Origin of the sequence: Virgibacillus sp. M23, from assembly GCF_034190895.1 — a bacterium.
Lineage (GTDB): Bacteria > Bacillota > Bacilli > Bacillales > Amphibacillaceae > Virgibacillus > Virgibacillus salarius.
Map to the genome: position 1 here is coordinate 1 of NZ_JAWDHA010000022.1, position 25,428 is coordinate 25,428.

Below are 25,428 nucleotides of genomic sequence, written 5' to 3' on the forward strand. Positions count from 1 at the left end.
TGCGCGAGCCGAAAATCCACTTTGCAACGTGTTCTTCTTTGCAAAGTTAGTTGAGGCCGTGCCCGCGGAAAGCGAAGTAATTAGTCGGAGCATTGCCAATATACATCAAACATTTCAAAATAACTACCTGGCTTAACGCAGTCATTGCACTGATTTTATACTTTCTTATCTTTGAACAAAAGCGCAAGTAGCCGATTAGAAACGTAGCGACTGGAGCGCGGAACGAGTCAACGAAGATAAAGGAATCACGGTGAGCTTGCGGCCAATGACTTATTATAAAAAAAGAGCGGTACCAACCCGCTCTTTTTTTGCTTCCATTATTTTCTTACGCTTTTGCATTTGCATAAGAGTCAGTTAAAGCTGTAATAATTAAGCCAATAGCTGACGCGAATAGAGCAGCAATGCCCCATCCTCCAAACCCAGCACCCATAATATCGACTTTTTCGACTAAAGTAGCTAATACAAGAAATACGATACCCACAATAACTAATAAAAATCCGGGAATATAACCTGTATAGCTTTTTTTCGATGTTGCTTTTAACAGGACTAAACTGATAGCAACAAGAATTACCGCTAGTATTGCACCAATTGTAAGCACTGACTGTACCATATTTTCACCTCATACAATAAATATATTGCTTAATATAGTCTACAATTGAACACGCATAAAGTCAATTATACATCCCTTTTTTTCGGTGGCGTTTTCATGACAATGGATAAATAAATTAGAATTGTCAAATAAAATGATGAATATAGTTTTATAAATAGTAAAAAGGAGGTTTTGAAATGAAGAAGCGTTTTATTTGGTATATTCTTGCTGCCTTTATTTTATCCATCATTGTCGGAACTATGTTAGGAGAAAATGCTAGCTTTGTTCAACCACTTGGCGACCTATTTTTACGTCTGATTAAGTTTATTATTGTTCCATTAATTTTAGCTACCATTATTGTCGGAGTCACCAGTGCTGGAAGCGTCAGAAAGCTAAGCAGATTGGGAGGAAAAACATTAGGATATTATTTAGCCACAAGCTTTATCGCCATCTCCATTGGACTCATTTTCGGATACCTGTTCACACCTGGTACAAATACAGGAATTGATACACCTGAGCCAAGTTCAAGTTCAGCTCTAGCTGAATCAGAAGGTGTTATTCAAACAATTTTAAACATTGTGCCAACTAATCCAATGGAAGCATTAGCAACAGGAAATATTTTACAAATTATCTTTTTTGCAATATGTATAGGGATTGGCATTATTTTAGTAGGAGAATCTGCGCTACCGGTTCAACGATTTTTTAATGGACTTGCCGACATCATGTATAAAATTACGAATAGCATTATGTTGCTAGTTCCATTTGGTATATTCGGATTACTTACACCTATCATTGGTGAATATGGTTTATCCGTCCTCCTACCATTACTAAAATTAATCTTAGCAGTGCTGGCAGCATGTATTATCCATGCAGGAATCGTTTACGCACTCGCTGTAAAATCAATGGCAAAAATGAATCCATTCCATTTCTTTAAAGGAATCTTCCCAGCTGCAGCTGTTGCATTCAGTACTTCAAGTAGCTCTGGAACACTACCAGTGACAATGAAAAACACACAAGAAAATTTAAATGTTTCTAAGGAAACAAGTAGTTTTACATTGCCATTAGGCGCCACAATAAATATGGATGGTACTGCTATCTATCTTGGAATAGCAACTGTTTTTATTTCCCAATACTATCAAATTGAGCTTTCCTTTCCACAATTACTAACCTTAGCACTAGTAGCAACATTAGCCTCTATTGGTACTGCTGGTGTACCCGGTGCAGGATTAATCATGCTTACAATGGCATTAACAGTTGTTAGTCTGCCCCTCGAAGGGATCGCACTGATTGCAAGTATAGACAGAATTCTTGATATGATGCGTACTTCCGTTAATGTCATCGGAGACGCATCAGCAAGTGTTGTCGTTGATGCATCCGAGTCGCAGCGAGAAATAAAACATAGCTATACTAAATAACGAAGTAAACACCAAACGTAATTAAGAAACGAGACATGTAAGCGATTCATCTCCTTGTTCACAGATCGATAATATAAAGCGAAACTTCAATCAGGTGGGGGGGTTTGTTTCCCCCCCCACTGATTGTGGGGAGCTTACTACCAGTAATATATGGGGTAAACGAAAATAGTATTTCATTTGAAGAAGATTTTATTCTCCTCCGAATGTTAGTTACAAAGTAAACGAGGTTCATTCACTTGTAATTTTTAACTAACCTACCCTTATTCTAAGATCATGCTTGTTACACAGGAAATTGTTAAAAGACATTTAAAGAAAAATGAAACTTTGATCCCACACCTTCTTCACTTTCCACCCATATTTCTCCTTTATGACAGTTGATAATCTCTTTACTAATGGATAAACCCAACCCATGTCCACGCATTTGTTTATCACTATTGTTTGTATAAAATCGTTCAAACACATAAGCAATTTCTGAAGCTGGAATCCCTGATCCTTCATCTTCTACCGTAATAATTGCTTGTTTATCAATAACCGTTAATCGTATTCGAATTTCTCCTTTCTTTGTATGTTTGATTGCGTTAGCAACTAAATTCGTCATTACTTGTTCTATTCTTTTCACATCAACTTCAACCAATAATTCCTGTTCTGGCATTGTATTAAAATTCCACTGGTAACGCAGACCAGCCTGCGTTACATCTAATTCAAATAGATGACAAAGATGCTTAAATAGTTGACGTAATGATACTATTTCCATCGAAAAATCTAGATTTCCAGCCTCCAATTGAGCAAGGTCAAATAAATCTTGAACAAGCCGATTTAAAGAGAATAGTCGTTTCTTAATTACTTGTAGATAAGAAAGCTTCTTTTCATCTTCATCAACGGTTCCATCTAAAATTGCATTCACATAACTCTGAATGGTCGCAATCGGCGATCGCAAATCATGCGATATATTAGATAATAGCTTTCTTCTCATTTCTTTTGATTTAGCTAAGGAATCATTCGCTTGTATAAGGTTTTGATTGGCTTTATGTAATAAATTTGTCCGTTCTTCTACCTTCGCCTCTAATGATCCATATAAATATGCATTTTCAATAGATATGGCAGCCTGTGAAGCTAATAATGTGAGCAACACAATGGAATCCTGTGTAAAAACGTAGGACGCCTTATTATTTTCTATATACAGTACTCCAGTTAATTTTTGTTGATAAACGATAGGTATTGCTAGAATTGATCTAACCTGATTTTCTTTTATATAGTTATCGTTTAGAAATCCGCCCTTTTTAAAGGCTTCTCCTAGCACAACTGGTTCCATTGAACTTGCAACATAATGAACCAGTGAAACAGAAAAATTTTTCTGACCGTCAATGGATTTTGTCTTTTCGTAGATACTAACCTTTTCTTCTTCATAAGCTGCTGCCAGCTTCAATTCTCCAGGATAATTTAGAATAAGAAACGCCTTTTCTGCTCCTGCATTTTTCACAACGAGATTCATCAATTGCTGTAATAGACGGTTCCATTTAATTTCACGCGAGATAACGCTCGCTGCTTCGAAAATAGCATTCACATTTAAGCTTTCCTTCTCCATTTGCATAATCGGCATCTCTTTTTGCCGTTCAGCAAATAATTCTGGATGGCCCTGCGATATTTGTAATGCTACGTTGACTGCTCCCCAATCCATGAAGTACTGATATGCCTCAACCATATAAGCCATTGCTGACTTCGGTAAATCTCTATTCAAATAGTAATGACCTGCACATAGATTTGCTAATGCAGCATCCTGAATATAACCATTTTGTTTCGCAAAATTACTTGCTTGATTATACAAATAAATTGACTTATCATTCGCATCTTTTATAGATGTTAATTCTGCTTTTACAAGTAAAAACTTATGCAAATAGTTTGCTTCTCCATGCGTTGACCACATTTTTAATTTGGCTAACCGCTTCTTTACAATAGCTTTCCCTTTTTGCTTAGATAACTGACCATCTCTTATTAATCTTACCGTCCAAAGCGCGTCATAAAAATAGTAATCCGGCACAATTACAAGAATAAGGTTGTCATCAACTAGGCGATCTAATTTCTTCATAATAGCAATTGCTTCTTGCTTATTTTGAAACAAATATGTCATCTGCAATCGAATTGTATAATGAATAATCGTTGCAGAAGGATCATTCGTAAATTCGGCAAATTCCCAGTTTACCTCTGAGTATTTAGATGATAACACATTAATCCAGTCCACCACTTCATCTAAGAAATCATTGGACAATATATACTCATTTCGTCTTGCAAATTCCAATTGTCTTTGAATTCCTGCTTTTACATCCAGTAAGTGTTCTCCTTTTATAAATAAAATCAACCCAATAAATGAGCTATTAGCACCAGCGAGATGAAGGTTACCTGATTCGATGCATAATTGCTGTGAACGTTCTAAATAATAGATGTTGCCATTAATATGATTTTTCCAATGATTAACAAAACTGCCAAACACAAAATATACGCGAGCCTTTAAACTGTTATCCGAATACTTTTCGGTATGCTTTATTGCTAAATTTGCAAAGTAGTAGCTTGCATCATAATCGTTAAAACCAGCACTCATCATTAAGGCATAATTATTATAAACCAATGCAGTGACATCCATATCTCCATGTTTTAAAGTCAAGCGAAGCGCTCGCAACATCAGTATTGTTGCTAAGTTTTGATTCACATGATAGGTAGGTGCATTTGTATTAATTAATGTTCGCATCATAGAATGTACGGTTTTATTTGCTACCTCTGGAAGGTTTAATAGATGACGTTCTTTCCGTTTTAAAGCCAGCTTTGTCAGCAAATATTCCTTCGTAATATCATACTTACTTGGATTTCGTTTGAAGTTCCAATTAATTAGCTGTAATCCTTCCAATCCTGCTTCTGTAGCCTTTTCTACTTGATGAATATGTGTATACAGCGTGATTTTTAGATCATAGATGCGTAATTTATCCTGTATCGAAGTAGCATAATGAAGAGTTTCATTTAATGTGTTTTCAGCTAGATCAAACTGCTGATTTAAATACTGAGCTTCACCAAGCCCAATCATAATTTTATATGTAATTGCATAATATTGCTCTTTCCATTTCACATCCGAAAGTAACTCATAGCCAATATGAAAATAATGAAGAGCAGCATCTGTTGCCGCACGATACTTAGCCTTTTCCCCAGCTTTCCAATTCCATTCTACTAACTCTAGCTGTTTCTGCCTTGATAATAGGTTTCGACTAAGGTTTAGATGATTAACAATATCAAAAATATATGCTTCTCGCTCTTTTTTAGTATAATTATTCAATAACTGCAGCCCTATCATGAGATGATATGCTTCTCTTTCCGTTTTTGAAAGGCTGGTGTAGAAAGCTTGTTGCACTTTGTCGTGTAGGAATCGATACGTAGGCGGATGCTTATCTAATAGGGAGATATCTTCGTTTGGATATATCCACTTATAACTTGCATCTAACGGGAGGACTAATCCTTCTTCAAGGCCATGCCATAGATTGTCTGCAACTTCATGATAACTCTTCTCAGAAATAGTAACTAATGACTTTAAATCAAATTGGTTACCGAAACATGAGGCTAACTGTAAAATTTTTATGGTATGAATAGGTAATTTTCCCATCCGTTTTAAAATAAAATCGATAATTGAATCTGACATCGAAATTTGTTTCAACGCAACGGTATCAATTCTCCATTCTGTCGTATCTTGATGGTACCCAATAACACCCTCATCATGAAACGATTGAAATAGTTGGACAATGAAAAATGGGTTCCCTTGTGTTATATGGTAAACTAGCTTCTCAACATATGAAGTGTCCATTTTAGTTAAAGAAAGGGTTTCACTAACCCACTCCTTTATATGCTTTTTCGTTAGAGGCTGAATTGGAATTTTTGTAATCTGTACTTTTTCTTGTTTTAGCCTTTCTAGCATTGCTTCAAATGGGTGCCCGACAAATATTTCATTATCACGATATGCGCCTATAATAAGTAAATGCTGATTATTAGGATTGATTAAGAGATAATGAATCAAATCAAGTGTAGCACTATCCGCCCATTGTAAATCATCTAAAAATAAAACAAGTGGATGATCTCCTTTAGCGAAAACACCAATAAACCTCCTAATTGCTTGTCTGAAGCGATTATGAATTCCTTCAGGAGGAAAATCACTTTGTTCTGCTTGTGAGCCAATCAACCATTTTATCTCAGGGATAAAATTGACAATGACAGCTGTATACGTATCTAATTCTTCTATTAAGCGACTTCTCCACTTCGCAGTACTTGCTTCTCCTTCTGATAGAATTTGCCGTAATAATATCTGGAATGCATGAATAATTGGCGCATATGGTATCTCCTTATTTAGGTGCATAAATTTCCCGGAAATAAAATATCCCTTTTCCTTAACAAGTGGTTTATGTAACTCATTTATCAACACTGTCTTGCCAATACCTGAAGGTCCTGGTACTAGAAGAAATTCTGTGCCTCCCTCTTTAATACGGTAAAAACCTTCTAACAGCTGCTTACTAGCTTCTTCTCTGCCAAACAATTCGCTTGGTCTTTCATAAACGCTAGCTTTATCTTTTTGTTGAAGTATGAAAGGAACGATGGTACCGGTCTGATTTAGCTGATTTAAACAAATCGCTAAGTCCTCTTTTAAACCAAAAGCGCTTTGGTACCGAGTTTCAGGCATTTTTTCTAAAAGTTTCATAATGATCGTTGATAGCATTACTGGTATTTTTGTAGTAATACTACTTGGGTCAATTGGTAATTTTGTGAGGTGAGCATGAATCATTTCTGCGGGATGATCTGTTTGAAATGGCAAATCTCCAGTAAGCATCTCATATAAAACGACTCCAAGAGCGTATAGATCTGTACGATAATCCAACGACCTGTTCATTTTACCTGTTTGTTCCGGGGACATATATGCAATATGATCTTTTATTTGATAAGGACTTACATTTGGATGTGGAAGCTCAGACGAAAGTGTTGTTGATTGATAAAACCCTGTTATCTTAATGCCATTCCCTTGTGAAGCTATTAAAATATTTTGAGGATGAATAGATTTATGTATAACGCGCTCTTGATGTATTGTACCAAGTGCATGTGCTATTCTTAAGGCAATAGCTATTAAATCTTTGACAGTTGGTTTACTATTTTCATACCAATCCATTAGCGTTCTACCAGAAAACGGCTCCATCACTATATATATATCGCCACCATGATTCTTTCGTTGCAAGGGTTTAAGAACATAATTACTCGTTAACTGCTTTGCCATATAAAAATCATGAAGCACCTCCGCCTTGCGTTGAGCGTAATTTGTACTTTTAGTGTCTTTTTTTATACAGACTATCGCTTTATCTTGCATGGAGAATGCCTTATATAAATCCCAAGTATCTGCTTCAATCACCGTATCTACTATTCGGTACCCTGGTAATGTTATCATGAAAACATCTCTCCCTATTTTCAAGAATTGCTTCGTGAACTGCTCCCACCACTTACCACCCTTACGGGTTGCTTGAAGTGGGGGCTTCTTGGGTAATCGCCACTTTTGGTAGCTGACGAAATGGACCAAGCTAACCCTCTTGTTCCAAGAGTTTATATTTTCATTAGGCACTTGCTAATAAGCGAATGCCTTCTTTTTTGATATGGAGAGCTGAATTATAATCTCTATCGAGATTTAACCCACACGAACAAGCGTATGTTCTAATTTCTATAGGCATTGGTTGGATATTTCCGCAACTCGAACAAGCTTTGGTAAGTTTTATCGACAAATACTTAATAAATTAGCAAAAGAACAACGTAAACTTTCTCGTAAATGGAGACTTCTTTCGGAAGTACGTTAAAGAACACATTTGACTCTTTAACTATATTTAAATGAAAATTTAATTAATTTTAAACTCCCTTTATACATGATTATTTAATCTTATAAATAAAGGGGGAGTTAGAATGAAAAAACAGGAGATTACTCAGAATCAATGTCAATACGATGAAGAATGGATTCAATTAATTTCCTTAGCTAAATTCTATGGGTTTACTACAAACGAAGTACGTTTCTTCATTAAATGTATAAAAGAAAAAGACTACTAACTACGCTGCTCACTAGCAAACCTATATCCTATACCTCGGATCGTTTGTATATATTGGGGGTCTTCTGGATTATGCTCTATTTTCTTCCGAATATTACTTATATGGACCATAACTGTTCGATGATCCCCAAGACTGTTCACTCCCCAAATCAATTCAAATAACTGCTCCACACTATAAACGCGATTGGGATTACTTGCCATCAAATACAGTAGTTGAAATTCTTTTGCAGATAATTTCACCTGTTTTCCGTGCGCTATCACTTCAATACTTTCGGGTTTTATCAAAATTCCAGGATAGATAATTTGCTTAGCCGTTGCATAGGTAGTTTCTCCTTCAACTTTGGTCGATAATACTCGATGACGTCGTAAATGTGCTTTAACCTTCGCTACAATAACTGGCATACTTGTACTCTTTGGGATAAAATCATCTCCACCAACTCCAAGACCAAGGATCTTGTCTACATCCTCTTCCTTCGAACTAAGGAATAATATAGGAATTTCTGATTTTTTTCGGATCATTTGACAAAATTCATATCCATCTAAATAAGGCATCATGACATCTAATAATATTAAATCAGGATTTATTTTATCCACACATTCGATTGCTTGGTAACCATCTTCTGCTAAATGAACCGAGAATCCATTTTTCGTCAAATATAATCCCAAGACCTCTAGCATGTCTAAATCGTCGTCAACAATTAATATTCTCTCGCTTGCCATCAACCATCACCTTACTCAATAATATAATGATAAGAATTTAAATTTTCAGTAAAATCAGCATATGACTATTATACTACACAAGATAGATTTTTCCAGTTTTCTCTGTTTTATTTTACAGTTAGTTTCATAATTATTGTCTACTCGCTTTATTATAGGAGGTACATAGATATTTTGACTAGCTTTAATAGTCTTTTACAATACTTAAAAGGACATTTTGGCATTTATGTTGAATAATATATATTAGGAAAGATAAGGAGGATAATCATGCAAACAACATTTGAAAATTATACATATGAACGCCCTAATTTACCTCAAGTAAAGCTAACATTCAAAAAGTTAGTAACTGCTTTTACACAAGCTCAATCACTCGACCAGGCAAATCAATCCTTAACAGCAATTAACGATTTTCGAAATCGATTATCAACTATGTTCAATTTGGTCTATATTCGAGCTTCTATTGATACAAATGATGAATACTATCAAAATGAGAGGGATTTCTTTGACGAGGCAGAGCCAGAAATAAGAGGCCTTACCTTTGATTTTTATAAAGAATTAGTAGCTTCTCCATACCGAGATGAATTAGAAAAACAATGGGGGGCTCAACTTTTTCACATTGCAGAATGCGAATTAAAAGCATTTTCACAAGAAATTATTCCATTGCTTCAAAAAGAAAATAGATTGACTTCCGCATACGCAAAACTAGTAGCATCCGCTGAAGTCGAGTTTCAAGGAGAAACTTATACACTTGCACAACTTGGACCATTTGCTCAGGATAAAGATCGCAATGTTCGAAAAGAAGCAAGCTTAGCTAGTGCAGAATTTTTTAACACACACCGCGAGCAATTTGATGAGATATATGATCAATTAGTAAAAATCAGACATGAAATAGCGACAACACTGGGGTATAAAAATTTTGTGGAGGTAGGCTATCTACGGATGCAACGCATCGATTACGATGCTGAGATGGTCCATAATTTCCGTAAGCAAGTAAAAGATGTCATTGTTCCTTTAGCTTCGGAGCTATATAACCAGCAGGGAAAACGTATTGGTGTGGATACATTAAAATTTTACGATGAAAATTTCCGTTTTCAAAGCGGAAATGCAACACCAAAGGGCAATCCGGAGTGGATTATTGAGAATGGTAAAAAAATGTATAAAGAGCTTTCTCCTGAGACTAACGAATTCTTTCAATTTATGTTGGATCGACATTTAATGGATTTGGAAGCAAAAAAGGGAAAAGAAGCTGGAGGCTACTGCACGATAATAGAAGATTATCAAGCTCCATTTATTTTTGCTAATTTCAATGGAACGTCAGGAGATATAGATGTTCTTACACATGAAGCTGGTCATGCCTTTCAAGCATACGCAAGTAGTCATTTTAGAATTCCTGAATATTTATTTCCAACATCAGAGGCTGCGGAAATCCATTCAATGAGCATGGAATTTTTCACATGGCCATGGATGAAGTATTTCTTCGGAGAGGATACTGAAAAATATAAATATGCTCACTTAACTGAAGGTCTGCTATTTTTACCATACGGTGTAGCAGTGGATGAATTCCAGCATCTCGTATACGAAAATCCACAATGGTCACCTGCAGAGCGAAAACAAGCTTGGAGGAATCTCGAAGCGATTTACCTACCACATCGTGATTATGACGGCAATGATTATCTTGAATCTGGTGGTTTTTGGCAGCGCCAAGGACATATATATGATAGCCCTTTCTACTATATTGATTATACGTTAGCTCAAATCTGCGCCTTCCAATTTTGGAAACGATCACGTGAAGATCATGAATCAGCATGGAAAGATTACATCAAACTATGCAAGCTTGGAGGTTCTATACCTTTCTTACAACTGGTAAAATCAGCGAATCTCTCTTCACCTTTTAGTGAAGGGACGGTAGAATCTGTTGTAGAAACCATAAAGGATTGGTTGTCTTCTATAGATGATCAAGCTTTATAAGTGAAACTTCAATCAGCGGGGGGTTTGTTATCCCCACTGATTGTTAATACCACAAAAATTATCAACACTATGTTTATGCAGTCGTTAAAATGGGATACGTACTTTCAACATATCGTAATTGCTTATCTTTTCCGTTCACTAAAATAGAATGTGTAATATAATTCCCATTGACCGTCTTTATTCCGTTTAGAAATAAATTTGCGGTAATTCCCGTAGCAGCGAAAATGCAATTATCCGTATTTACTAATTGTTGATGAGTTAATGCTTGTTCCGGGTTTACTATTCCCATTTGTAAACATCGTTGTATTTCCTCGCTATTCCTGGGCATTAGCTTTGCCTGCATCTCTCCACCAAGACATCGTGCTGCAACAGCTCCCAACACCCCTTCTGGTGCTCCACCAATCCCCAGAAACATATCAATATCTAATTCTTCCATACAAGTCGCAGTCGCATAAATAACATCTCCATCATTGAATAAAAGTACGTTTGCACCACAATTCCGAATACGATTAATATATTCTCTGTGTCTTGGTCGATCTTGAATAAGAATATTTAATTGATCCATCGGTTTATCTAACGCCTTTGCCAACGTGTGTAAATTATCTTCTAACGGGGCTTCAATATCAATTTTCCCTTTTGCTTTTGAGCCGACAGCTAGCTTTTTCATGTACATATCTGGTGCATGAAGTAACGAGCCCCTTTCAGCTGCGGCGATCACTGTAATGGCATTTCTTTGTCCATTGACGATTGGTGTTGTTCCTTCAATAGGATCCACTGCAATATCAACAGCAGGACCTGTTCCAATACCTACCTTTTCACCAATGTACAACATGGGGGCCTCATCTATTTCCCCTTCACCAATTACAACAGTCCCACTCATCTTTAGTCGATTCAGTTCCTCTCTCATAGCGGATGTTGCTGCTTCATCAGCTGCAATTTTATCTCCACTCCCAACCCAAGGCTTTGATGCAATCGCAGCTGCTTCAGTAACCTTCAAAAAATCTAATAACAATGCTTGCATTAGATACTCCCCCTAGTTTAGCTGCAATGATTACCTGCAGCTACTTCTTCACAACTTTGATTTAAAAATTTCTTTTCGTTTTCAATAATTTTATCTACTTTTCGTTTTGAACCATTTGCCCAAGAAACATTTAAAAAGGCCTCAACCACCTTTTTTCCAATTTCAATGCCAATAATTTGTGCACCCATTGTTATAATTTGTGCATTATTACTTAACTGGGCACGTTCTGCAGAGTACGTATCGTGAGCAAGGGCAGCACGAATTCCCGGATATTTATTTGCAGCTATACATACACCAATGCCTGTTCCACAAATTAATATTCCCCTATTTAATTCTCCTGCTCGAATCGCCTGCGAAACTTCAAAGGCTACATCTGGATAGTCAACAGCATTACAGGAATGACATCCATAATCAATCATTTCATGTTCTGTATCCTTCAAAAATTCTTTTATAGATTCTTTAAATGCATATCCATTATGATCACTGCCAATCCCAATTTTCATGTTACAAAGCCCCCATATTTCTGTTCATTTCTTTTCATTTTATTTCATATTTTATTATTTTTCAATATTTATTTTCGTTTTTATTTATTGTATTGTTTTTAAAATAAAATGGGGATCTTACTTCCAATAAAATGCGCGATAATAATTACAAAAAAATAGAATCAGAGAAAAGTATCTGATCCTATTTTTTTCGATCCTTTACTCTTTTTTTATTACCCTTAACTTGCTTTTACTTTTTTCGCTTCCACAAAGTCTAAAAACGTAGCAAGTATGAAATAGGCAGAAGTAGCTCCTGGATCTAGAGCACCTACCGATCTTTCTCCTAATCTACTAGAACGCCCCTTTCTCGATACTAAATCCTTCGTAGATTCCATACCTTCTTTTGCCGCAGCAATTGCCTCACTATATGCTGCAATAAAGTCGTTCGATTCCTTATATTTCGTCTCCAACATCGTCGCAAATGGTTCAAGTGTATCAACCATTGTTTTGTCTCCAACTTCAGACCTTCCCCGTTCCTTAATTCCTTTAGCGAAAGCAAGCCAATATGCTACCAGATCATCAGTATGAACCGTCGATTTATTTTTAATTGTTTTAGCACCTCTCATAAAACCTGTTGCATATAAAGGACCGACAGAAGAACCGACTGCATTTAAAAATGTCTTTCCAACAATTAGACTAATTTTTGCACTGTCTTCTTCTTCAGCGAGCTCATTTAACAGCCTTTCATGTACAGCTTGCCAGCCAATAGACAACGTAACTCCGTGATCTCCATCACCAATCCTTCGGTCAAGTTCACAAAGGTAATCTTTTTGCTCTTCAATCATATTTACAATCAATATAAAATAATCCTTAAAATCTCTAGCTGTTATCTCCATTTTTGATCCCCCCATTTAGGACATAGAATTATTTTTGTACAAACATCGGGCAATTTACTGGATGGTCCATTGTTTTCTTTAATTCAGCATCTAACTTCATAATTGTTACAGAGCAACCACCCATCTCAAGTGAAGTAATGTAATCACCTACATAAGAACGGTAAATCCCTATACCCTGCTCTTTTAATAATTGCTCTACTCTACGATAAACAATATATAGTTCCATTCTTGGAGTTGAACCTAAACCATTAATTAATACTGCCACCTGCTCCCCTTTGTTAATCTGAATATCTTGTAATATGTCCTTAACAAGTCGATCTGCAACATGGTCTGCAGTTTCAAGTGGACCCTTTTCAATTCCAGGTTCTCCATGATGTCCCAAACCAATTTCCATCTCATTCTCTCTTAGTTCAAAACTAGGTTTCCCCGTTTGAGGTAAGGAGCATGGTGATAAACCAACTCCCATCGAACGGGTGTTAGAATTCGCTTTTTCAGCAACACGTACTACATTTTCTAAATTATACCCAAAATCTGCTGCTGCTCCAGCTGCTTTATAAATAAAGAATTCTCCCGCTATACCACGACGCTTCTCCATTTCTTCTTTTGGTGCAGATGCAACATCATCTGTTGCGAGCGCTGATCCTACTTGAATATCTTCCTCTAAATCAGCCATTTCCGCTGCCATTCCAAAATTCATAACATCTCCAGCATAATTTCCGTATAAGTATACTACTCCTGCTCCTTTATCAATAGCTTTTGTTACTTCTAGAATAGGATCTGGTGACGGAGAAGCGAATATATTTCCTACAGCTACACCATCAGCCATTCCATCACCTACATATCCCATAAAACCGGGCTCGTGCCCTGAACCACCACCGATTAGAATACCTACTTTATTATCCCTTGTTTGTCTAGCAGTAACTAATGAACGGTTGTTTTCTGGTAATTGCCTTATGTAATCAGAATGCGCTTTCATATATCCTTCAATCATTTCCTCTACTACATTGGTTGGATTATTTATTAGCTTTTTCATTGATGCACACCTCTCATTTAATAGTAACCTCAAAAAATTAGAAACTTCCCACTTTTCATTCTATCATAATAAACCGTTACATTAGCTTATGAATAGCCCATGCTTCTGTGGACTATTCATACGTATTCACATGCTATTAAACAACGGAGCGTGCTCTATCTTTTTCTTCTATTTCAACCTCTTGCTCAGGTAATTTTAAGAACATAGTCATAATTGCTCCAGCAAAATATAATCCAGCTAATAACCACATTAGACCTTGCGTGCCTATTAAATCATAGAATAATGCAACAAGTGCAGGTCCTACAAAAACGCATAAGCCAGCCCCTAAATTTAGAATAGACATGGCGGCTCCTTTGTCACCATCTCCAACTAATGAAGGTGTTAAAGCAGAAAGTGGTACAAATCCAGCTAAACAAGCTCCCCATAGCATACCAATTAATCCAATTAAGAAAATATTCCCTGTAAAAACCTGTGGGACATAAAACATCATCAGGGTAAAGACCCCACAACCAACTGCCCCAAACCACATGACAGTATTTCTCCAACCAAATTTGTCTCCCACATAGCCAAAGATTAAGTTAAATGCTATATTGGAAATGAAGATGGTTCCCCAAATATTTAGCCAAACGGTAGTTTGGATGCCTTGATCTGCTAGATAAATAGGTAAGAATAACGGAAAAGCATATTGAGATGCTTGGTTGATAATACGAACAATACCAGCTATAGCAACCTTTGGCTCCCTTTTTAAAATCGTTATTCCATTTACTAATTCTTTTAATTTATTATCCGCACTATTTTTCGCCTCTAATTCAAATTTATCCCGATTAACAATTATTGCGAAAAATGCTCCAACACATACCCATAAAACCGCACTCCACATCGTCGGTATATGTCCAATTGCTTTAATTGCCCAGCTTGAATAGTACGCCCCTAGTACACTTAGGCCGCCGGTAAACACAAACCAAAACCAACCTACGGCAGTTCCTAGTTGACATTGTGGTGTACGATACGTTATCCAAACAAGAAATGCATAGGCAAATAATGGGTAACCAAACCCACGTAACGCATATGTTGGAATCATCAATTCATAATGAAGGTTCGGTATGGCTAGGCCGACAAATAGGATATGCCCAATTAAATATAGAACCAGACCAGTGGTCATCGTTTTTCTAGGACCAAATGCTTCCACTAAGACCCCGGATAACCAAGCTGCAATAGCAATTGTTACCCCATAAGATGTTGTAAGAAATGCTGCTTGCTGAACGGATAACCCTTCATCTACAAGAAATGGGCTAATCCAGGCTAACTCTAGACCATCTCCCATCATAAAAATCAATACACCAAAGTACCCCCAGGCTAAATTTGCTGGAATACCTATTCTGTCTAAAAATGTTTGATTTTGATTTAAATTTGGCATGATTCTCCCCCCTTGTATTAGACATCGTTATGGCTGTAAAATAATTTTTAACGACTTATCGCCTTTTTTCATTAATTCAAAGCCCTTTTCAAAGTCTTCTAGTGGTAGTTGATGTGTAACAACCCCCGCTGTTGGAAAGTCTCCGTTGGAAATACCTTCTATCACTAAAGGGTAACAGTATGGGCCGAGGTGAGAACCTAATAAATCAAGCTCTTTCCGATCACTTATAATGCTCCAATCCACGGAAACCGGCTCGCCAAACACACTAAATTCCACAAATCGCCCAAGTTTTCGAATAGCATGCAGACCTTGTTCCACTGATTTCGGATGACCTGTTGCTTCAATATAAATATCACAGCCATATCCATCGGTCATATCTTTAATTTCCTTTACAACATCTGTTTTACTTGGATTCAAAACAATATCTGCACCAAACTGCTTCGCTAATTTCAAACGGTCTTCTTTCATATCCAATACGACTAATTTTTTGGGTCCAGCTTTTTTAATTGCACCAACCATTCCTAACCCCAAAGTTCCTGCACCAGAAAGTACAACAATATCACCTAATTGCACTTGAGCGCGTTGTACAGCGTGAAGACTACAAGCATACGGTTCAATTAAGATAGCATCTTCAATCGGCAAATCTTCAGGTACTTTGTAATTAATAGCTTCTTTTGTAAACTTCATATATTCAGCCATGCCACCGTTTACATTATTTTGGAAACCATATAAATCATGCTTTTCACACATCCAATACTGACCGCGGTTACAAAAGCGGCATTCCCAACAAGGAACAATTTGTTCGGAAATCACTCGATCACCAACTTCAAAATCAGTAACTGCTTCCCCCTTTTGCACGATGCGACCAATAAACTCATGACCTGGAATCATTGGAGCTTTTATATAGGCGGGCTGTGTTTCATCTCCCCAGAAACTCGGAGCACCTTCATAAGCCTTAATATCACCAGCACAAATACCACATGCTTCTACTTTAATGATTATTTCCTTTTCATTTTCTAACTTCGGTGATTTAACCTTTTCCTCAAGTTTATAATTTTTCGGGCTATATGCTACAATCGCTTTCATATGTTCAGGAATTTCTTGTTGTTTACTAACATTTTTTTCTAATGCCTTTTCCATACTCCCATCTCCCTTTCAATTCGTATCCGTAAAGCATTATTTTCGTAGAAATGAATCACGAATTTTTTTGAAATCGTTTTCAATTTCTATTTATATATTATCATTCATTTTCGTATTGTCAATATTATTTTTGATTTTTTTCAATTTTACTTATTTAAATAAGTATTTTTTATTAATTAACATAAAACGAAAATATATATGGTTAGATATTGATAAATACCGATAAATGAAATAAGATTAAGGATAGAATATATATAAGGGTGAAACTTCATGAAAATGTTTGCTAGTGAACGAAGGAGTAAGATTATTGATCTTCTTCATGAGAGAAAGCGGATTACTGTTAAAGAAATCGCTTCCCAGATTGGGGTATCCGAAGCTACATTGCGAGCTGATCTAAATAAAATGGAGCATGAGGGGCTTTTAACAAGAACTCATGGTGGGGCAGTGCTTAATGAAGATAAAGAAAACGATAATAGCTTCAACGTAAGACAAAAGAAGAATAAAGAAGAAAAAATCCAAATTTCTAAAAAAGCAATTGAACTCATTGAAGAAAAACAATGTATCTTACTCGATGCAAGTTCCACGGCATTAGAGTTGGCTCGCTTATTAAATTCGGCATCACTACGCTTAACCGTTGTTACGAGTGGACTGCAAACAGCAATTGAATTAAAGGATAATCCAGATATTACTGTAATATTAATTGGTGGTGTCGTAACTAAAAAATCAACTTCAATTGAAGGCACATTAGGAATTGATATTCTGGATTACGTAAATATTGATATTATGTTTACATCTGCAAATGGATTTTCCTTCGAAAATGGTTTAGAGGATTTTAACTTATATGAAGTACAAATTAAAAAGGAGATTGTGAAACGAGCCTCAAAAGTAATTGCTTTAGTTGACTCCTCCAAAATCGGTAAATCTTCCAGTGCGGTATTTGCCAAATTTGAACAGATTGATCGATTAATTACAGATCAGCCAATCGAGTCACCATTTTTAAACAAGTTAAACGAATATCGTATAGATACCATTATTACGAATGAAACATAAGAGGTGGGATTAAAAAACTCACTTCTTTTTTCTAATATCAATAAACAGATTTTTTAAATTTTAATAGATAATACTATTAGATAACCTTCCCACTTTCAACGGAATTGACAAATGGCTTTCGTATTTGAATAATAGGTAGCATAAGGTTGAATATGCAAACAAAGGAGAAGTCCATGAACTATAAAATTCTATTCCTCGATATCGACGGTACTATATTAAAACCAGACCATACATACTCACCTTCTACAAAAGAGGCAATCGTCCAAGTACAACAGCAAGGAATACTTGTTTTCCTTTGTACAGGAAGGCCCCTTCACGAAGTAAACGACTTAGCTCATGACCTGGGAATTGATGCATACATTGGCTATAATGGTGCCTATGCCGCATATCAAGATAAGCCACTTGTCAATGAACCTATGAAACAGCATACATTAGAAAGTTTTCTGTTACTTGCAAGCAAGCATCATCATGAACTCGTTTGCTATACAAGTGAAAAAAACTATTTTACAACTTTATTTAATTCAATTACGAAAGATTTTGCAGAAGTTTTTCAGTTAAAGCAAAACGAAAGGCTATCAGATCATGTACTTGATCAGATACTTGGCGCTTCAATTATGAACGTCAGTCCAGACCAAATAAAATTGTATGAGGCAATGGAAGAAGGTATTCATTTATCTAAGGTAAATGTAGAGGGAGTCGAAAACTGTTATGATATCATTCGCAAACAAGTGAATAAAGGAGAAGCAGTTAAGGGAGTCCTAGAGCATCTACAAATAAAAAAAGAACAGGCTATCGCATTTGGAGATGGTATGAATGATAAAGAAATGCTACAAGCTGTAGGAGAGGGTTTTATTATGGAGAACGGTGATCCTAATCTTCTACCATTTGCAAAACACCAAACCACATCCGTACAGAATTCTGGTATCTTCAATGGGCTGAAACAGTTAGGTCTAGTGAAGTGAATGAAAAAAAGGGAAGCCAGGTCATTAAAATATCCTTTACAAAGGGTACACATCTGCTTGCCCTCTTTTTTATAAGAAAAATCCACCGTAAATAAGCGCACCTATGATGACAAATGCTGGATGTACTTTCATACGCTCCAGTAATAAATAACTTACAAGCATCAATATAACTGTTTGCCATAAACCGATACCTTCATAAGATTCACTAAAAAAGCGCCATGCCATTACACCTAGTAAGATACCGATAACTGGTCGAATGTAGAGCGTCATTCGCTTTACTTTCGGTGAATTCTTATATTTATACAGTATACTTAACAATACAATAATTAATAGTAGGGACGGTGCTACCGTAGCAAAAACACCTATTGCAGCCCCTGGGATTCCCGCGACATCATAGCCAATATAGCCGGCCATTTTTGTAGCTATTGGTCCGGGTAGTGCATTTCCTAATGCAAGAACTTCACTGAACTCCTGAACATTCATCCATCCATAACGAGTAACTACTTCATTTTCTATAAGCGGTATCGAGGCTGGTCCTCCTCCATACCCCAGTATTCCCGGTATGAAAAACGCAAGAAATATTTCCCAATAGATCATGACGGATCACCTTCCCTACCGGTGATGTTTTCTTCTGTATTTGGCGCTTTATCCTTCTTTACGAGTGCTAGGATTAATAAAGCCGCTATAATAAGTCCTGGGTGTATATGTAGAACTTGCAATAAAACGAAGACAATTAAAAGTACTAGTCCTGTTTGTAGCCACCCCATTCCTTTTCCTGCTTTATGAATAAATTGCCATGTTAACGTTGCTAGCATGACTCCAACTATTGGTATGACTGCAGCCGTCATCCCCTGAACCCAATCGTACTCTTTTATGGAGGATAAGGATGAAAGAAGTAAAATCATCAGAAAAATGGTAGGTAATATTGTTGCTAATACCGCATTAATCATTCCCAAAACCCCTGATACCCGGTAACCAATATAACCGGCAAGCTTTGTAGCTATTGGGCCCGGTAGTGTATTTCCCAATGCAAGTAAATCACCAAATTCCTCATCATTCATCCACTTAAAATTATCTACCACTTCTTTATGGACAAGTGGTATAGAACTTGGTCCACCACCATATCCTAAAATTCCAACTCGAAAAAATGCTATAAAGATATTCCAATGATTCCTCATGGCTCACGTACCTTTTCGATAATGTAGCTTACACTAAATATTCATCCCACGTCTCAAGAAGTGGGCTTGCCCGTTCGGAAAATCTGTATTTTCTTACTCTTACACCAATTTAAATTCTATACTAATAAACAAATATTTAGCTGTCAACAATTTATTATGTCAAAAACAAATAAAAATAATGATAAAACCTTACAAAATAAAATCAAAGCATAAAAAATCTTACCATTTGTATTTATCAAATGTTTGAGTATTACATTGTTTTTCTCAGGAAAGTTATCTGTTAAACTATATTTAGCTTTAAATAAATCGTAGGAGCAGAAACGATGAAACTGGATAACATTGATGTAAAATTGTTAGAGGAACTTGCTGAAGATGGCCGATTATCTTATGTTGAATTAGCTGATAAAGTTGGACTATCGCGTGTGGCTGTTAAGGATCGAATTCAAAATTTAAAGGAAAAAGGCGTTATTGAAAAGTTTACAGTTGTCATTAACTCAGAGAAATTCGGAAAGCAAGTATCCGCTTTTTTTGAAGTAGATGTGGAACCAAAACAGCTTCAACGAGTTGCTCAAAATTTAGCTGATCACCCTCAGGTAGCAAGTATTTATCAAATGACAGGACCCAGTACACTACATATGCATGTACTTGTAGAAAACTTTCAAAATCTTGAAGTATTCATTAACGAAGAACTATATTCTGTTGAGGGAATAACTCGAGTAGAAAGCTCAATTATCCTAAAGCGATTTAAAAGTAGAACTGGGTTTAAATTGTAGTCACACCTAATAAAGGTGATGTCCTTTATGAAATCACCTTTATTTCGTATTACCAAAAATATAGTGCTGCCAAGATCGCAATGATAAAAAATACGGTACTAGAAAATAATCCAATAAACACTTGCTCTTTCCTAGAGTACGCAAGCGTTTGACTCGCCAAATAGGTCGTAGTTGTATGAATAGGTAAAATAATCATACTACCGACAATCATAATAATTAAAAGTGCTAAGGGAACAGGAGGAAGTCCAACCTGGTGAGAATAAGACATAACAACTGGAAAAATAACAATAATTGCCGATGATGGTACGATAAAAAAGAAGCGTAATATGAACACCATTATTGCAATAATACTAACACTTAATACTACTCCTGCTCCTTCAGGTACGACTTTCATTAATAGTTGCGCTAATTGAGATGCAGTTCCATTAGTTTCAAGGACAGAACCTAATGAAAAAGAAGCTCCCAGCAACAAAAAATTCTCCCAGTCAAGCTTACGTATATCACTATTTGTTACTAAGTCAATTTTCGGAATGGCGTAAAAAACAACTAAGAGCATAGGTGGCAATAATAAAGGTACTTGCTGGGGATCAGTAACGACCCACGTCAATACCATTACGAAAAAGCTTATACTAACTATCCACATTTGCTTCGAAGGCTCTCCTTGATCTTCCTTCAATATACTAGAAGTAGAACTGGGTACGTTAGAATAGCTAATTTTACGGGATTGCCTCGAAATATAGTTATAAACAAAAAGAAGGGTCAAAATGGAGCCAATCCATATTGGAGGGGCCATAAGTAAAAACCAGTCTAACCATCCTAAATCAGCAATTTGATAATCCCTTAAGAGTTGAGAAGCCAAAATCGGAAATCCCCCACCAGTATAAACAATCATTGTTGCATGCTGGTTTATCATTCCAATAACATGAATGCCATATTTACGAAATGGACTTTGCTCTCCTAGAGCAAAATAGTCATTTAATCGATCTATCAAAGGTAATAGCATTTTGAAACGTGCTACAGCTGATGGAAGCAGCACAGGTAGCAGTAAACTAAATAGAGGCAGACCGATAATAATAAATTTCGGTCCCCCTTTACTCATTTTCAACAAAAATCGAGCCACTATGCCATCAACACCCGCCTTAATAAGCACCTGACTGATAATTGATAACATAAAAATAAAGTAAATCGCTGGTGATAAAAATCCTACTACTGCCTCTTCCATACTATCAGCTAACTGAAAAACCATCAATAATGCAATAATTAATATACTACCAGCTCCAGTAGGAATTGGAGCCGCCACCCATAAGTAAACCGCTATTCCTAGTACAAACAATGTACGAAGTTGTTCAGCTGTGAAGTGTGTAGCCATCGCGTCTTTTACAAGCAATAGTACTAAACAACATATTACCAGTACAAAAGACAGCCAGTATATTTTCTTATAGCTTTTATAGTAAACACTTCTGATGATTCGCATTTATGCTCTCTTGCTCCTTCTTATTTGTTGAATCAAAGGAAAAGCAAGAGACAATAATGCAATAATTAGTAGTGTTAAAGCTAGTGGGTCTTGTACAAAGATCATCAAACTTCCATTTGATATGGTCAATGACTGTCTAAACGCCTGTTCCATCATCCCTCCTAGGATAAATGCTAAAATTAATGGCGGAGCTGGAAACGAAAATAGTCGCATAAAAAAGCCAATTACACCAAATAAGAGAAGCATGTATAAATCAAACGTATTAAAACTAATCGCATAAACCCCAATAATGCTAAACATAATGACTAATGAAATAAGCAATGGACGGGGAATTTTTAATATTTTCGCTATGTAAGGGATTAGCGGTAAATTAAGAATTAGTAGAAATACATTCCCTATATACATGCTAGCGATAATCCCCCAGAAAATCTCAGGTCTATCGGTCATTAATAATGGACCAGGCTGAACGCCTAACACAAGAAAAGCGCCCAACATAACAGCTGTTGTTCCGGATCCTGGTATACCTAAGCTTAGTAATGGAACAAAAGCACCACTAGTCGCAGCATTATTAGCAGTTTCCGGTGCAGCAAGTCCTTTTACTGAGCCTTTTCCAAACGCTTCAGGACTTTTGGCAATTCTTTTTTCAGTAATATAAGCTATAAATGAGGCAATAGTTGCTCCTGCCCCTGGAAGTACTCCAAGTAAAAAACCTAAGATGGATTGACGTGACATTGGACCACGCATTTCCTTAAACTCCTGCTTGGTTATCTTTAAACTACCTAATTTATGAGCATTATCCATTGATAAATCTTTACGATTTATAATTAATGTACAAACCTCTGCTAATGCAAATAAACCTAAAGCAATTACCAGGAAGTCTAAGCCCTCCAACAAATTCACATTTCCAAACGTAAATCGTTGTGTTCCCGTCTGGGCATCGATGCCAATTGTGACCACCATAAATCCAATAACAGCTGAGATTAAAGCCTTAATCGTTGACCCTTCGGATAAGCTTGTTATTAAGGTTAATCCCATAAACATTAAAGCAAAATAAGCAGGTGGACCAAAGGAGACTGCAACACTTGATAGTATCGGTGCTAAAAGCATTAATAAAATGACACTTACAGTACCTCCAACAAAAGATGACGTAGCAGCTATAGCAAGTGCTTTGCCTGCCTTTCCCTGTTGTGCCATCGGATAACCATCAAATGCTGTTGCGACCGTTCCAGAGATCCCAGGTGCATTTAATAATATGGAAGATGTAGATCCACCAAAAACGGCACCGTAGTAAACACCTGCCATCATCACTAATGCAACGGTTGGTTCCATTCCAAACGTCACTGGTATCATGACAGCAATAGCACTGATTGGTCCCAGCCCTGGTAACATACCGATGAATGTACCAACAAAAACACCAATTAAAACGAAAAGTAACCCTTGCATACTAAATGCAACCTGAAAGCCAGTTATAATTCCTTCAATAGAATCCATACGGAACCTCCTCTAAAACGGTAATAATCCTTGGGGTAAACTTATTTGCAAAAATTTTGTAAACGTTATATACATAAAAATTGGAAAAATAAGAGCAACCACCCCATTTGTAAGATGTTTTTTATATCCTAAGAACCATGAACAAAAATAGATAAACAGTGTTGTAGTTATAATAAATCCTAAGAATTCCAATAGTGTAATATAAAGCAAAATAAATAAGAATACAGCAATTAATGTACCAATATCTTTCAAAGGAATATTTCTACGCGATCGCTGTTCTTCTGTTTCTGAATCCTTAGCAAAAAATAAACAAATCGATAAAAAAACTAGCAAATAACCCAATCCTTTTGGAATAACATCCGCATCAACAGGTGTGTATGGATAAGCAGGTAGTTGATATGCCATTACTAAATAAGCTACTGCTATAATTAGTAGAATAATGCTGATACGTTGATTTAATGCTTTAAACATGCCTTCACCACCTATAATTTAAAATACCTTATTGCTAAAACCTAATTTAGACGCTACGCTTTATTAATTTGTGTGATGATATACGCTAACTGTAAGGAAACATATATAATTATTCATTATTGTAAAGATAGAAGCCAATGACCTTAGCCATTGACTTCTAGGAAATGGTCTATTTCGATAGACCTAATTCATCTAGTAAAGACTGAATCTCTTCTTTCTGTTCATCTAAAAATGACTTATATGATTTGCTGTCCATATACATTTCATCCCAACCATATTGCTCTCTGATATCTGCAAAAGCCTGTGAATCACTTAATTCTTTAAATTTTTCTTCATAATATTTCACAGCTGCATCGTCCATATCCGGAGGTCCAAAAAATCCACGCCAGTTTACAAAGGTTGCATCAATCCCCTGTTCATTAGCGGTTGGAAAATCTTCTATAACTTCACCCTCTAATCTCTCCTCAGAAGACACTCCTAATACCTTTATTTTCCCAGCCTTTACTTGTTCTACTGTTTCTGCCACTCCAGTTGAGTAAACGTCTGCACTTCCATTTAGCACTTGCGTCAGTCCCCCACCTTCTTGGTCAGATACATACTTAATTTTTGTCACATCAACCCCTGCAGCCTTTGCAATCTGTATGAACTGGATATGATCCATACTCCCCGGTGAAGAGGCACCAACAACTGTAATACTAGCAGGATCTTTCTTCATATCCTCAAATAAATCATTAAGATTATCCCATTTTGCATCTGCTGACACCGCAAATGCAGCGTAGTCTGCTATCATATTAGCAAGTGGTGTAAAATCCTCGTGTCCATATTCCGACTGCCCATTTAACGGAATTAAAACAATTGGAGGTGAGGATACAAATAAATTATATGAACTTTTTTGTTTGCCTGCGATATACGCCCAACCTACCGCACCTCCACCACCTGGTTTATTTACAACCCCAATGTCCTGATCAATCAATCCTTCTTCTGTGAATACTTTAGCAGCCATGCGTGCTGTAGTATCCCAGCCTCCACCAGCTCCTGCTGGTGCTATAATTTCAATGGGTTTCTCAGGTGTCCAATCTCCTGATGAGCCAGTTGCCTTTTCATCTTTACCGGAACATGCTGTTACTGTAAGTATGATCACAAGAAACCCGATAAGCGTAATCCACCGTTTCACTCCTCATTCCTCCCTGTTTTAAATCATTGTTTGCTTTCTACTATTTACTCTAATAAAATCCCTTCTTTATGTA

Annotated in this window: 21 protein-coding genes and 1 pseudogene; 6 read left to right on the plus strand and 16 right to left on the minus strand. The window is 36.5% G+C overall.

Annotation, left to right across the window (positions count from 1 at the left end; all coding sequences use genetic code 11):
* Positions 1-325 precede the first annotated feature (325 nt).
* Positions 326-610 (minus strand): hypothetical protein, encoded by a 285-nt coding sequence (locus RVS70_RS10555; RefSeq protein ID WP_026682990.1) that lies wholly within the window; start codon positions 608-610, stop codon positions 326-328.
* Positions 611-786: 176 nt separating this feature from the next.
* Here RVS70_RS10555 and RVS70_RS10560 point away from each other — a divergent pair, with 176 nt between their 5' ends.
* Positions 787-2,004 carry a dicarboxylate/amino acid:cation symporter gene (locus RVS70_RS10560; RefSeq protein WP_321133228.1) on the plus strand — a complete coding sequence of 406 codons (1,218 nt, stop codon included), beginning with the start codon at positions 787-789 and terminating at the stop codon, positions 2,002-2,004.
* Between the two features lie 295 nt (positions 2,005-2,299).
* Here RVS70_RS10560 and RVS70_RS10565 read toward each other — a convergent pair whose 3' ends face one another.
* Complete coding sequence (locus RVS70_RS10565) at positions 2,300-7,465, minus strand: ATP-binding sensor histidine kinase (protein WP_321133230.1); 5,166 nt, start codon at positions 7,463-7,465, stop codon at positions 2,300-2,302.
* Between the two features lie 163 nt (positions 7,466-7,628).
* Positions 7,629-7,778: pseudogene (locus RVS70_RS10570) on the minus strand (zinc ribbon domain-containing protein); the annotation flags it as partial.
* Positions 7,779-7,968: 190 nt separating this feature from the next.
* Between RVS70_RS10570 and RVS70_RS10575 the strand changes: the two are divergent.
* Positions 7,969-8,109 carry a hypothetical protein gene (locus tag RVS70_RS10575; protein ID WP_161629299.1) on the plus strand — a complete coding sequence of 47 codons (141 nt, stop codon included), beginning with the start codon at positions 7,969-7,971 and terminating at the stop codon, positions 8,107-8,109.
* Here the strand turns inward: RVS70_RS10575 and RVS70_RS10580 are convergent.
* Positions 8,106-8,828 (minus strand): response regulator transcription factor, encoded by a 723-nt coding sequence (locus RVS70_RS10580; protein ID WP_321133232.1) that lies wholly within the window; start codon positions 8,826-8,828, stop codon positions 8,106-8,108. The genes RVS70_RS10575 and RVS70_RS10580 overlap by 4 nt on opposite strands.
* Positions 8,829-9,092: 264 nt before the next feature.
* Between RVS70_RS10580 and RVS70_RS10585 the strand changes: the two genes are divergently transcribed.
* Positions 9,093-10,793, plus strand: coding sequence for a M3 family oligoendopeptidase (locus RVS70_RS10585; protein WP_121605734.1), 1,701 nt, complete (start codon positions 9,093-9,095; stop codon positions 10,791-10,793).
* Between the two features lie 73 nt (positions 10,794-10,866).
* Here the strand turns inward: RVS70_RS10585 and glpX are convergent, their stop codons facing one another.
* From glpX to RVS70_RS10615, 6 genes are all read right to left on the minus strand, one after another.
* Positions 10,867-11,814: a class II fructose-bisphosphatase gene (gene glpX / locus RVS70_RS10590; protein WP_121605735.1), complete on the minus strand. Its 948-nt coding sequence runs from the start codon at positions 11,812-11,814 to the stop codon at positions 10,867-10,869.
* A 17-nt stretch (positions 11,815-11,831) separates the two neighbouring features.
* A complete protein-coding gene (gene rpiB / locus RVS70_RS10595) occupies positions 11,832-12,317 on the minus strand; it encodes a ribose 5-phosphate isomerase B (RefSeq protein ID WP_026682984.1) in 486 nt (161 codons plus the stop codon).
* A gap of 218 nt (positions 12,318-12,535) precedes the next feature.
* Complete coding sequence (gene dhaL, locus RVS70_RS10600; RefSeq protein WP_321133234.1) at positions 12,536-13,192, minus strand: dihydroxyacetone kinase subunit DhaL; 657 nt, start codon at positions 13,190-13,192, stop codon at positions 12,536-12,538.
* Positions 13,193-13,220: 28 nt separating this feature from the next.
* Positions 13,221-14,225 carry a dihydroxyacetone kinase subunit DhaK gene (locus tag RVS70_RS10605; RefSeq protein ID WP_026682982.1) on the minus strand — a complete coding sequence of 335 codons (1,005 nt, stop codon included), beginning with the start codon at positions 14,223-14,225 and terminating at the stop codon, positions 13,221-13,223.
* A 136-nt stretch (positions 14,226-14,361) separates the two neighbouring features.
* Positions 14,362-15,642 (minus strand): MFS transporter, encoded by a 1,281-nt coding sequence (locus RVS70_RS10610; RefSeq protein WP_121605737.1) that lies wholly within the window; start codon positions 15,640-15,642, stop codon positions 14,362-14,364.
* Positions 15,643-15,669: 27 nt separating this feature from the next.
* A complete protein-coding gene (locus RVS70_RS10615; protein ID WP_026682980.1) occupies positions 15,670-16,782 on the minus strand; it encodes an MDR/zinc-dependent alcohol dehydrogenase-like family protein in 1,113 nt (370 codons plus the stop codon).
* Positions 16,783-17,052: 270 nt separating this feature from the next.
* On the opposite strand from RVS70_RS10615, the gene RVS70_RS10620 reads away from it, so the two are divergent.
* Together RVS70_RS10620 and RVS70_RS10625 are read left to right on the plus strand one after the other, a co-directional pair.
* Positions 17,053-17,832, plus strand: a complete 780-nt coding sequence (locus RVS70_RS10620) for a DeoR/GlpR family DNA-binding transcription regulator (protein WP_121605738.1) — start codon at positions 17,053-17,055, stop codon at positions 17,830-17,832.
* Between the two features lie 173 nt (positions 17,833-18,005).
* A complete protein-coding gene (locus RVS70_RS10625) occupies positions 18,006-18,794 on the plus strand; it encodes an HAD family hydrolase (RefSeq protein WP_121605739.1) in 789 nt (262 codons plus the stop codon).
* Positions 18,795-18,863: 69 nt separating this feature from the next.
* Here RVS70_RS10625 and RVS70_RS10630 read toward each other — a convergent pair whose 3' ends face one another.
* Both RVS70_RS10630 and RVS70_RS10635 read right to left on the minus strand, forming a co-directional pair.
* Complete coding sequence (locus RVS70_RS10630; RefSeq protein ID WP_026680077.1) at positions 18,864-19,391, minus strand: chromate transporter; 528 nt, start codon at positions 19,389-19,391, stop codon at positions 18,864-18,866.
* On the minus strand, positions 19,388-19,972 hold the full coding sequence (locus RVS70_RS10635; protein WP_026680078.1) for a chromate transporter: 585 nt from the start codon (positions 19,970-19,972) through the stop codon (positions 19,388-19,390). The genes RVS70_RS10630 and RVS70_RS10635 overlap by 4 nt, the downstream gene beginning before the upstream one ends.
* Positions 19,973-20,295: 323 nt before the next feature.
* Between RVS70_RS10635 and RVS70_RS10640 the strand changes: the two genes are divergently transcribed.
* Positions 20,296-20,745, plus strand: coding sequence for an Lrp/AsnC family transcriptional regulator (locus tag RVS70_RS10640; RefSeq protein ID WP_026680079.1), 450 nt, complete (start codon positions 20,296-20,298; stop codon positions 20,743-20,745).
* A 49-nt stretch (positions 20,746-20,794) separates the two neighbouring features.
* Here RVS70_RS10640 and RVS70_RS10645 read toward each other — a convergent pair whose 3' ends face one another.
* The 4 genes from RVS70_RS10645 to RVS70_RS10660 form a co-directional block, all read right to left on the minus strand.
* Positions 20,795-22,219 carry an SLC13 family permease gene (locus RVS70_RS10645; RefSeq protein WP_121605740.1) on the minus strand — a complete coding sequence of 475 codons (1,425 nt, stop codon included), beginning with the start codon at positions 22,217-22,219 and terminating at the stop codon, positions 20,795-20,797.
* Positions 22,220-23,710 (minus strand): tripartite tricarboxylate transporter permease, encoded by a 1,491-nt coding sequence (locus RVS70_RS10650; protein ID WP_121605741.1) that lies wholly within the window; start codon positions 23,708-23,710, stop codon positions 22,220-22,222. It lies immediately after the preceding gene.
* A gap of 12 nt (positions 23,711-23,722) precedes the next feature.
* Positions 23,723-24,181: a tripartite tricarboxylate transporter TctB family protein gene (locus tag RVS70_RS10655; protein WP_121605742.1), complete on the minus strand. Its 459-nt coding sequence runs from the start codon at positions 24,179-24,181 to the stop codon at positions 23,723-23,725.
* Positions 24,182-24,350: 169 nt separating this feature from the next.
* Positions 24,351-25,355: a tripartite tricarboxylate transporter substrate binding protein gene (locus tag RVS70_RS10660; protein WP_051388257.1), complete on the minus strand. Its 1,005-nt coding sequence runs from the start codon at positions 25,353-25,355 to the stop codon at positions 24,351-24,353.
* Between the last annotated feature and the right edge of the window lie 73 nt (positions 25,356-25,428).